At 72.3% G+C, this 8,600-nt stretch carries 6 protein-coding genes; 4 read left to right on the forward strand and 2 right to left on the reverse strand.

Annotated elements, in window-relative coordinates; all coding sequences use genetic code 11:
- Positions 1-101 precede the first annotated feature (101 nt).
- Genes gspD through AC2H6A_RS15680 form a run of 4 tightly spaced genes read left to right on the forward strand, consistent with a single transcriptional unit; the run spans position 102 to position 5,557 of the window.
- Positions 102-2,372: a type II secretion system secretin GspD gene (gspD, locus tag AC2H6A_RS15665; protein WP_484274611.1), complete on the forward strand. Its 2,271-nt coding sequence runs from the start codon at positions 102-104 to the stop codon at positions 2,370-2,372.
- 10 nt (positions 2,373-2,382) lie between these two features.
- Positions 2,383-3,822 (forward strand): type II secretion system ATPase GspE, encoded by a 1,440-nt coding sequence (gene gspE / locus AC2H6A_RS15670; RefSeq protein ID WP_484274612.1) that lies wholly within the window; start codon positions 2,383-2,385, stop codon positions 3,820-3,822.
- The gene (gspF, locus tag AC2H6A_RS15675) at positions 3,822-5,030 is read left to right on the forward strand and encodes a type II secretion system inner membrane protein GspF (RefSeq protein WP_484274613.1); all 1,209 of its coding nucleotides are present in this window, start codon (positions 3,822-3,824) and stop codon (positions 5,028-5,030) included. Before gspE ends, gspF begins: the two co-directional genes overlap by 1 nt.
- A complete protein-coding gene (locus AC2H6A_RS15680; protein ID WP_484274614.1) occupies positions 5,030-5,557 on the forward strand; it encodes a YkvA family protein in 528 nt (175 codons plus the stop codon). Before gspF ends, AC2H6A_RS15680 begins: the two co-directional genes overlap by 1 nt.
- On the opposite strand, the gene AC2H6A_RS15685 is transcribed toward AC2H6A_RS15680, so the two are convergent.
- The gene (locus AC2H6A_RS15685) at positions 5,533-6,684 is read right to left on the reverse strand and encodes a lipocalin-like domain-containing protein (RefSeq protein WP_484274615.1); all 1,152 of its coding nucleotides are present in this window, start codon (positions 6,682-6,684) and stop codon (positions 5,533-5,535) included. The two genes, AC2H6A_RS15680 and AC2H6A_RS15685, sit on opposite strands and share 25 nt — an antisense overlap.
- The coding region (locus tag AC2H6A_RS15690) for an ABC transporter permease (RefSeq protein ID WP_484274617.1) at positions 6,684-8,600 on the reverse strand (1,917 nt) is incomplete at its 5' end. The genes AC2H6A_RS15685 and AC2H6A_RS15690, both read right to left, overlap by 1 nt.

Raw genomic sequence — 8,600 nt, forward strand, 5'->3', positions numbered from 1 at the left:
CTGGGCCGAAGGCGCCGAGCAGGCGCGACTGCAGTCGCTGCTCGCCCTCATCGGCCGGCGCGAGGGCGAGCGCACGATCATCAGGATTGGAGGGTAGGCGAGTGAGCAGTGACCAGGCCCAGCGGGCCCAGCCCCGACGGCCAAGGCCCGGGGCGCCCTCGGCAGGCGCCATCGTCATCCGCGCGCTGCTGCTCGCGGCTTTGCTCGCCCCGTTTCCCGCCGTGCGGGCGGCCGAGCCGCCGCCCGGCATCGCCGGGTCGTCCAACCAGATCACCCTCAATTTTCGCGAGGCCGAGATCGATGTGGTGGTGGCCGCGTTCAGCCACCTGATGGGTCGCGCCTTCATCGTCGATCCGAAGGTGCGCGGCAAGATGACGCTCGAAATTCCGAAGCCGGTGTCTCGCGCGCAGGCCTACCAGCTGCTGCAGGCCCAGCTGCGTCTGCAGGGCTTCGCGCTGGTGGACGCCGGGCAGACGGTGCGGGTGGTGCCCGAGGCGGATGCCAAGCTTCAGAACGGGCCGGTGGCGGCCGACCGGGCCGAGCTGCCGGGGGGCGATCAGATCGTCACCCAGATTTTCCGGCTGAGCTACGAGTCGGCCTCCAACCTGGTGCCGGTGCTGCGGCCGCTGGTCGGTGCGAACAATCCCGTGACGGCCTACCCGAGCAACAACTCGCTGGTCATCACCGATTACGCCTCGAACCTGCAGCGCATCGGCAAGATCATTGCAAGCCTGGACAGCCCGTCCACCGGTGAAGTGGAGGTCATCCCGGTGCGTCATGGCCTGGCCACCGATCTCGCCACCTCGGTCACCCGCCTGCTCGATGACACCCAGCGCGCAGCCGCGGGTGCGCAGGTCGATCCCGGCCAGCGCATCACGGTGCTGGCCGATGCCCGGCTCAATTCGGTGCTGGTGCGTGCGGCCAGTCCGGCGCGCCTGAACCTCGCCAAGAGCCTGATCGCACGGCTCGACCAGCCCAGCGAGCAGCCGGGCAACATCCGCGTGGTGTACCTGCGCAATGCCGAGGCGGTGCGCCTTGCGCAGGTGCTGCGCAGCGTGATCGCCGGCGATGCCGGAGGCGGCACCGGCGTGGGCACCCTCGGGCAGGGGCTGGCCAGCCTGTCGCAGGGCACCGCCCTGCAGGCGGCGGGCACGCCGGGTACAACGCCGGCGGGCGCCACCCCGGGCGCCGTCCCCGGCACGACATCGGGCACCGCCAGCCTGGCCGGCAGCACGCTGCCCGGCGCGGTGGCGCACAACGTGGGTGGCGTGATCATCGCCGCTGATGCCGCCACCAACTCGCTGATCATCACCGCGCCCGAGCCGGTCTACCGCAACCTGCGCGCGGTGATCGACCGGCTCGATTCCCGCCGCATGCAGGTCTACATCGAGTCGCTGATCGTCGAGGTCTCGGCCGAGCGCGCAGCCGAACTCGGCATCCAGTGGCAGTTCCTCAGCCAGGGCGGCAGCGGCGGCAACTCGGTGGTGGGCGGCACCAACCTGCCGGCGCGCAACAGCGGTGGCAACATTCTCGATGCCACCGCCAATGTGCTGGCGCTGGGCCAGGGCCTGAACCTCGGGCTGCTGCGCAGCGGCGCCATCGTGGGCAACCCCGGCGCCACCGGCGGCATCTCCCCGGTCAACCTCGGCCTGCTCGCCCGCGCCCTCGAGAGCGGCGCCAATGCCAACATCCTGGCCACGCCCAACCTGCTCACGCTCGACAACGAAGAGGCGCGGATCATCATCGGCCAGAATGTGCCCTTCATCACCGGCCAGTTCACCGCCACCGGCACCGGCGGCGCGGCGGTCAGCCCTTTCCAGACCATCGAGCGGCGCGATGTCGGCACCACGCTGCGCGTCAAGCCGCAGGTGTCCGAGGCCGGCACCATCCGCCTGCAGATCTTCCAGGAGGTCTCCAATGTGCAGGACCGCAGCCTCTCGGCGGGCCTGATCACCAACCGGCGGGCCATCGAGTCGAATGTGCTGGTCGATGACGGTCAGGTGGTGGTGCTTGGCGGCCTGATCGAGGAGCGGGTGGAGGGCGGCACGAGCAAGGTGCCGGGCCTGGGCGACATCCCCGTCCTCGGGCAGCTCTTCCGCTACGACAACCGCAAGCGGGTCAAGACCAACCTGCTGGTGTTCCTGCGCCCGGTGGTGCTGCGTGACGCCAATGCGGCGCAAAGCCTCACCGCCGATCGCTACGACTACATGCGCACCCTTCAGGGCGACTCGCGCCTGCCGTCGCGCTGGCTGCTGCCCGACATGCCGCCCTCGCTCCTGCCCTCGATGCCGAAACCCGCGGGCCCCTCGCCGTTGCCGCCGGGCGCGCCGGCCAGCCTGTCGCCGGACATCGACGGCGCCGTGCGGCGCTGAGGCTCCCGCCATGGCCAGCGTCTCGCCCGCCCGTTACGTGCCCTACGGCTTTGCCCGCAGTCACGGGGTGCTCGTGGCAGCCCAGTCGGGCGATGCGCTCGAGATCTGGGTGGGCCCCAGCACGCCGCCTTCGGCCCTGGGCGAGCTCGCGCGGGTCCTGCCCTTCCGGCTGGTCACGGTGTCCAAGGACGAGGCCGAACTCGCCGGCGCGATCTCGCGCGCCTACGCCCAGCAGGAAGGCTCGGCCGCCTCGGTGGTGGGCGAGGTCGAGAGCGACCTCGATCTGTCACGGGTGATGCAGGAGCTGCCGCGCATCGAAGACCTCCTCGAGACCGAGGACGATGCGCCGATCATCCGCATGATCAATGCGCTGCTCACCCAGGCCAGCCGCGATGGCGCCTCCGACATCCATGTGGAGCCCTTCGAGGGTTACTCGGTGGTGCGATTCCGGGTCGACGGCACGCTGCGCGATGTGGTGCGGCCGCGTCGTGAATTGCACGCGGCACTCATCTCGCGCATCAAGATCCTGGCCCAGCTCGACATCGCCGAGAAGCGCCTGCCCCAGGACGGCCGGATCGCCCTGCGCATCGGCGGGCGCCCCATCGATGTGCGGGTGTCCACGCTGCCCACCGGCCACGGCGAGCGCGCGGTGCTGCGACTGCTCGACAAGGAGGCTGGCCGCCTTGACCTCGGTCGCCTGGGCATGAGCGATCAGGCGCTTGCCGGTTTCGACCGCCTGGTGCGCCAGCCGCACGGCATCGTGCTCGTCACCGGGCCCACCGGCTCGGGCAAGACCACCACGCTGTACTCGGCGCTCGGCCGCCTGGATGCGGCCACCACCAACATCCTCACGGTGGAAGACCCGATCGAGTACGACCTGGACGGCATCGGCCAGACCCAGGTCAACGCGCGCATCGACATGAGCTTCGGCAAGGCGCTGCGCTCCATCCTGCGGCAGGATCCCGATGTGATCATGATCGGCGAGATCCGCGACCTCGAGACCGCCCAGATCGCGGTGCAGGCTTCGCTCACCGGGCATCTGGTGCTGGCCACGCTGCACACCAACGATTCGGTCTCGGCGGTCACCCGCCTGATCGACATGGGCGTCGAGCCTTTCCTGCTGTCGTCCTCGCTGCTGGGCGTGGTGGCGCAACGGCTCGTGCGCAAGCTGTGCCTGCCGTGCCGGCAGCCCGATCCGGTCTCCGGCGGCTGGCGCGCCGTCGGGTGCCTGGCCTGCAACCGCAGCGGCTATGCCGGTCGCACCGGCGTGTACGAACTGCTGGTCATCGACGACACGCTGCGTGCGCTCATCCACCGCAACGCCGCCGAGTCCGAGCTGCGCGCCGCGGCCCTGGCCGCGGGCATGGTGGCCATGCGCGAGGACGGCCAGCGCTGGGTGCGTCAGGGCATCACCTCGGCCGACGAGGTGGTGCGGGTCACCCGCGACTGATGGCTGCGTTCCGCTTCGAGGCGGCCGACGCGGCCGGGCTGCTCGAGCGCGGCGTGATCGACGCCGACTCGGCCCGCCACGCTCGCAGCCTGCTGCGCGAGCGCGCGCTGGTCCCGCTGGAGGTCACGCCGGTCGGTGCCGCGGCCGCCGGCACCGTGGCGCTGCCGGGGGGACGCCTGCGCAGCGCCGATCTCACGCTGGCCACCCGGCAGCTCGCCAGCCTGCTCGCGGCCCGGCTCACCCTCGAGCAGGCGCTGGGCGCGGTGATCGAGCAGGCCGATCGGGCGGTGGTGCGCGAGCGCTTCGCGGCGGTGCGTAGCGAGGTGGTGGCCGGCCAGACCTTCAGTCAGGCGCTGGCCCGCTATCCGCGCGACTTCCCCGAGATCTACCGCGCGCTGGTCGCGGCGGGCGAGGCTTCGGGCGACCTGTCGGTGGTGATGGCGCGGCTGGCCGATCATGTCGAGTCGCGCGCTGCGCTGGCGCAGCGGGTGGGGCTGGCATTCGTCTATCCCGCGATCGTCACCCTCGTGGCTGCCGGCGTGATCGCGGCGCTGCTTGCCTATGTGGTGCCGCAGGTGATCGGGGTGTTCGCGCAGAGCCGGCAGAAGCTGCCAATGCTCACGGTGGGCCTGATCGCGCTCTCGGACTTCGTACGCCACTGGGGCTGGGCGGTGCTGCTGGCGGCGGCCGCTGGCGGCGCGGGCTTTGCGTCGGCGTTGCGCTCGCCTTCCTTCCGTCTGGGCTGGCACCGCCGGGTGCTGGCCATGCCGCTCTTCGGCCGCCTGGTCCGTGGCGTGAACACCTCCCGTTTCGCCGCCACGCTCGCCATCCTGAGCGCCAGCGGCGTGCCGCTGATCCGGGCGCTGGAGGCCGGCGCGCTCACCCTGTCCAACGAGGCGATGCGGGTCAATGTGGTCGATGCGATCGCCCGGGTGCGCGAGGGCGCGTCGCTGTCGCGGGCGCTGGCTGCAGGCGGGTGCTTCCCGCCGCTGATGCTGCACATGATCGCCAGCGGCGAGGCCACCGGCCATCTTGCCGAGATGCTCGAGCGCACCGCGGCCACGCTCGCCGGCGAGACCGAGCGCCGTGCGCTCGCGCTCACCGGCATCCTCGAGCCGCTGCTGATCCTGCTCATGGGCGGGGTGGTGCTGCTGATCGTGCTGGCAGTGCTGCTGCCGGTGATCGAGATCAACCAGCTGGTGCGCTGATGGGCCTGCTGCGCCTTCGCCGCATGTTCCGCGCCGCCGGCCGTGATGCCCTGATCGTGTTCTTCGCGATCCGCGATCCGCGCACGCCGCGCCGGCTCAAGCTGGCGGCCGTGGCGGCACTGGCCTGGATCTTCTCGCCGGTGGATCCCCTGCCGGATCTCCCGCTGATCGGCTGGGTGGATGACCTGCTGGTCTTCAGCGTGGCCTTGCCCCTGATCATGCGCAAGCTGCCGGCGCCGGTGCTCATGAGCGCGGTGGCCAGGGCCGATCAGGTGATCGCGCTCTGGGGTCTGGTGCCCGGTAGCGGCGCGTTCGGTGAACAGGATCCGGTACGCGGTGCTGCCCAGGCCCGTCGCGGCGAGGCGCGGGGCGCAACCCCTCGGGCTGCTCGCGCACGCACCCGGGCCGGGCACGCAGCCGCCGCTCGCGGCGCAGCAGGCGCTGGCAACACCGCCGGCGCAGACGCTGGCGCAGACGGCGCAAGCCCTGCCGCAGGCCGCGCTCAGAGACGCAGCGGCCCCGCGTAGCCGGTCAGCTCCAGGTAGCCGCGCCCGGTCTCCCGACCGGCCTCGAGCACCCGGACCGCGCCCTCCCAGTAGTGCCCGCCGGTGCTGGCGCGGGCGTCGAGTTCCTGGTCATCGAGCAAGGGCTCCAGTACCAGCGTGCGCGCGCCGACCCGCACCCGCATGGCCACCGGATAGCTGCCGGCGCTGCGGCTCGAACGCCAGTGGCGCAGCGGCTGGAAGCTCACCGGCTCGCCCGGACCGCGCGTCGAAGCATTCGTCGCGGCAGGGGCAGCGTCGCTCGCCGGGCCATGGGTCAGACCGCTCGCTGGCAACCAGCGGGCGTGTTGCCAGATCTCGCCACCGTCTGCGGCGCGGATGCGAAAGGCCATCAGGGCGCTGCCGTCGTCGAAGTTCAGGCCGACCCAGTCCCAGCCCACCGCGCGTGGATCGAGCACCTCCGAGGACCACTCATGGTCCAGCCATGCCAGCCCCTGCTCGACCGTGCGTGAGCGACCGGCGATCACCACCTCGCCTTGCACCGCCAGGCGCGGTCGGCTGTAGTAGTGACTCGCCTGCGCGGGTTGCGGCCCCTTGCGGGAATAGCCCTCGTCGCCCTGCGGCTGGGGCGCGGCGGCGGGGGTGAAGCTCAGGGCAAGCCGGAAGTCGCGTGCCTCGATGCGGGTGCGGTAACGGTCGTCGGCATCGCGCGCGAGCTGCCAGCGCCCCAGGCGCAGGTCGGTGTCGGTCTCGCTGGCCTGCGCCAGGCCGAAGCCGGCGCGGGCACTGCGCTGGTCATGCCGCAGGCGGCCGTGGGCCGGATCGGCGATGGCCGCGTGGGCGAGCAGCAGCTGATGCGGGGCGAAGCGGCTGGGATTGTCGGGCGGATGCCGGGTGCGGCTGCGAAAGAAGGTCACCTGCACGCCGATCGGCTGGCCGGCGAGGCGCAGCCAGCCGGTGAGATACCACCACTCGGTACGGAATCCGGGGTGCGCGCCGTGGTCGCGCGGAAAGCGCAGAGGCCGGCCCGGCAGCACCGGCGCGAATTCCGGATGGTCGCCGGGGCCGGGAGCGGCCATCGAGCGGGCTGGCAATGCCAGCCCGCAGGCGCCGGCCGCGAGCATGAGACCTCGTCGCGCGATGCGTGCCATCACCAGTCCTCCCGCACGGCGCGCACCGGCGACTCCCCGGCCGCGCTGCGCGCCGCCAGCACGGCGGCCAGCTCGCCGAGCGCGATCAGCCCGAGCGCACTTGCACCCAGCAGCGCCCAGGGCCAGTGCATGTCCATGGTCCAGTGAAAGGACTGAGGGTTGACCCGATGCACCAGTACCCCGGCAATGGCCGCGCCCAGGGCCGAACCCCAGCCCACGCCGATGGCCACCAGCAGCCCGGCCTCCAGCGCAAAGACGCGGATGATCCGCGCGCGGGTCACGCCGAGGTGACGCAACATGCCGAACTCGCGGGCGCGAGCCAGGGCCTGACCGGCATAGGTGGCGGCCACGCCGAACAGTCCCACGCCGATCGCGATCGCCTCCAGCACATAGGTGACCGCGAAGCTGCGATCGAACACCCTCATCGACAGGGTGCGGATCTCGCCGGCGCTGCGCCAGTCCATCGCTGCCAGCGCGGGCAGCGCAGAACGGATGCGCCCGAGCACCTCGCCTGCGTCCGCCCCGGGCGCAAGGCTGATCGCCACATCGTTGGCGCTCGTGTCGCCGGTGAGTGCGATGTAGTCGTCACGCGTGAGGACCACGGCACCATGCTGCCGGGCGTAGTCACGCCAGACCCCGGCCACCCGCAAGGGCACCAACGCGCCGCCCAGCGGCAGGCTTACCTGCGCGCCGGGTTGCCAGCCATAGAGGTCGACCATGGCCTCGCTCACCCAGACCGGTCGCTCGCCCGGGGCCACGGCAATTGCCGCTCCGGTAAGGGGCAGCAGCCGCGAGACCTGCGTCGGATCGAGCGGCCTGGAGAGCACGGCCACCGGTGGGCGTTGGGTATCGAGCAGCAGTTCCTGGCTGCGCAGCAGCTCCACCCGGCCCACACCCGGCAGTGCGGCGAGGCTCGACTGCATGGCTGGCGTCAGCGCGGCGCTTGCGCCCTGGCCGCCAGCGCGGCCATACAGGTCGGCGGGCAGTACGGTGTGCAGCCAGTCGGCCACCGAGTGCCGGAAGCTGTCGACCATGATCGCCATGGCGCTGGACAACGCGAAGCTGGCCACCACGCCCGACAGCGCCACCGCGGCGGCGCCGGGAGCCCGACGCAGCCGCTGCAGCGCCAGCCAGGCGCCGGGGGCGCGCCACAGGCCGGGCGCGGCGTCGTCGAGCAGGCGCGACAGCCATGCCGTGATCGGACCGACCACCAGGATGCCGGCGAAGAGCCAGCAGGCGATCGCGGCGTAGGCGCCCAGCGGCAGACCCTGCATGGCCGGCAGCGCCATCAGCAGGCCGCCGCTCAGCACCAGCGCGGCGGCAAGGGCGGCACTCCGACGCGTGCGCCGGGTGCCCCGAGGGCCGCCGCCGTCATCGTCATCGACGCCATGGCGGATCGCCCGCGCCGGCGCGAGCCGGGTCACCCGCAGCGCCGGCGCGATGCCGCTGGCCAGCGCGGTGGCCAGGCCAAGCAGGGCGAAGCCGGCGATCACGCCGGGCTCGGCGGCGAGCGCCACCCGCGCGCCGCTGAAGTAGCCGCCGCCGAGATCGCTGCCCATCGTGCCCAGGAGCAGCGCGGCCAGGCCCAGCCCGCCGGCCACACCCAGTACCGCACCCGCCAGGCCCAGCAGCGCGGCCTGCGCCATCACGCTGGCCAGCGCCCAGCGCGGCGGTGCACCGAGCATGGCCAGCAGCGCCAGCACCGGCGCCTGACGGGCGGTGGCCAGCGCCACCGTGGCGTGGACGATGAAGCCACCGGTGAGCAGCGCGACCAGCGCGAGCACCGAGAGATTGACTCGATAGGCCCGAGAGAGATTCGACATCCGCTGGCTGCCCGCCTGGGGTGTGCTCCAGATCGCATCGGCGGGCAGACGGGCTGCCCAGCGCGCGCGGGTCTGCCCGGCCGAGCCGTCATC

The sequence above is a fragment of the Quisquiliibacterium sp. genome (genome assembly GCF_982640115.1).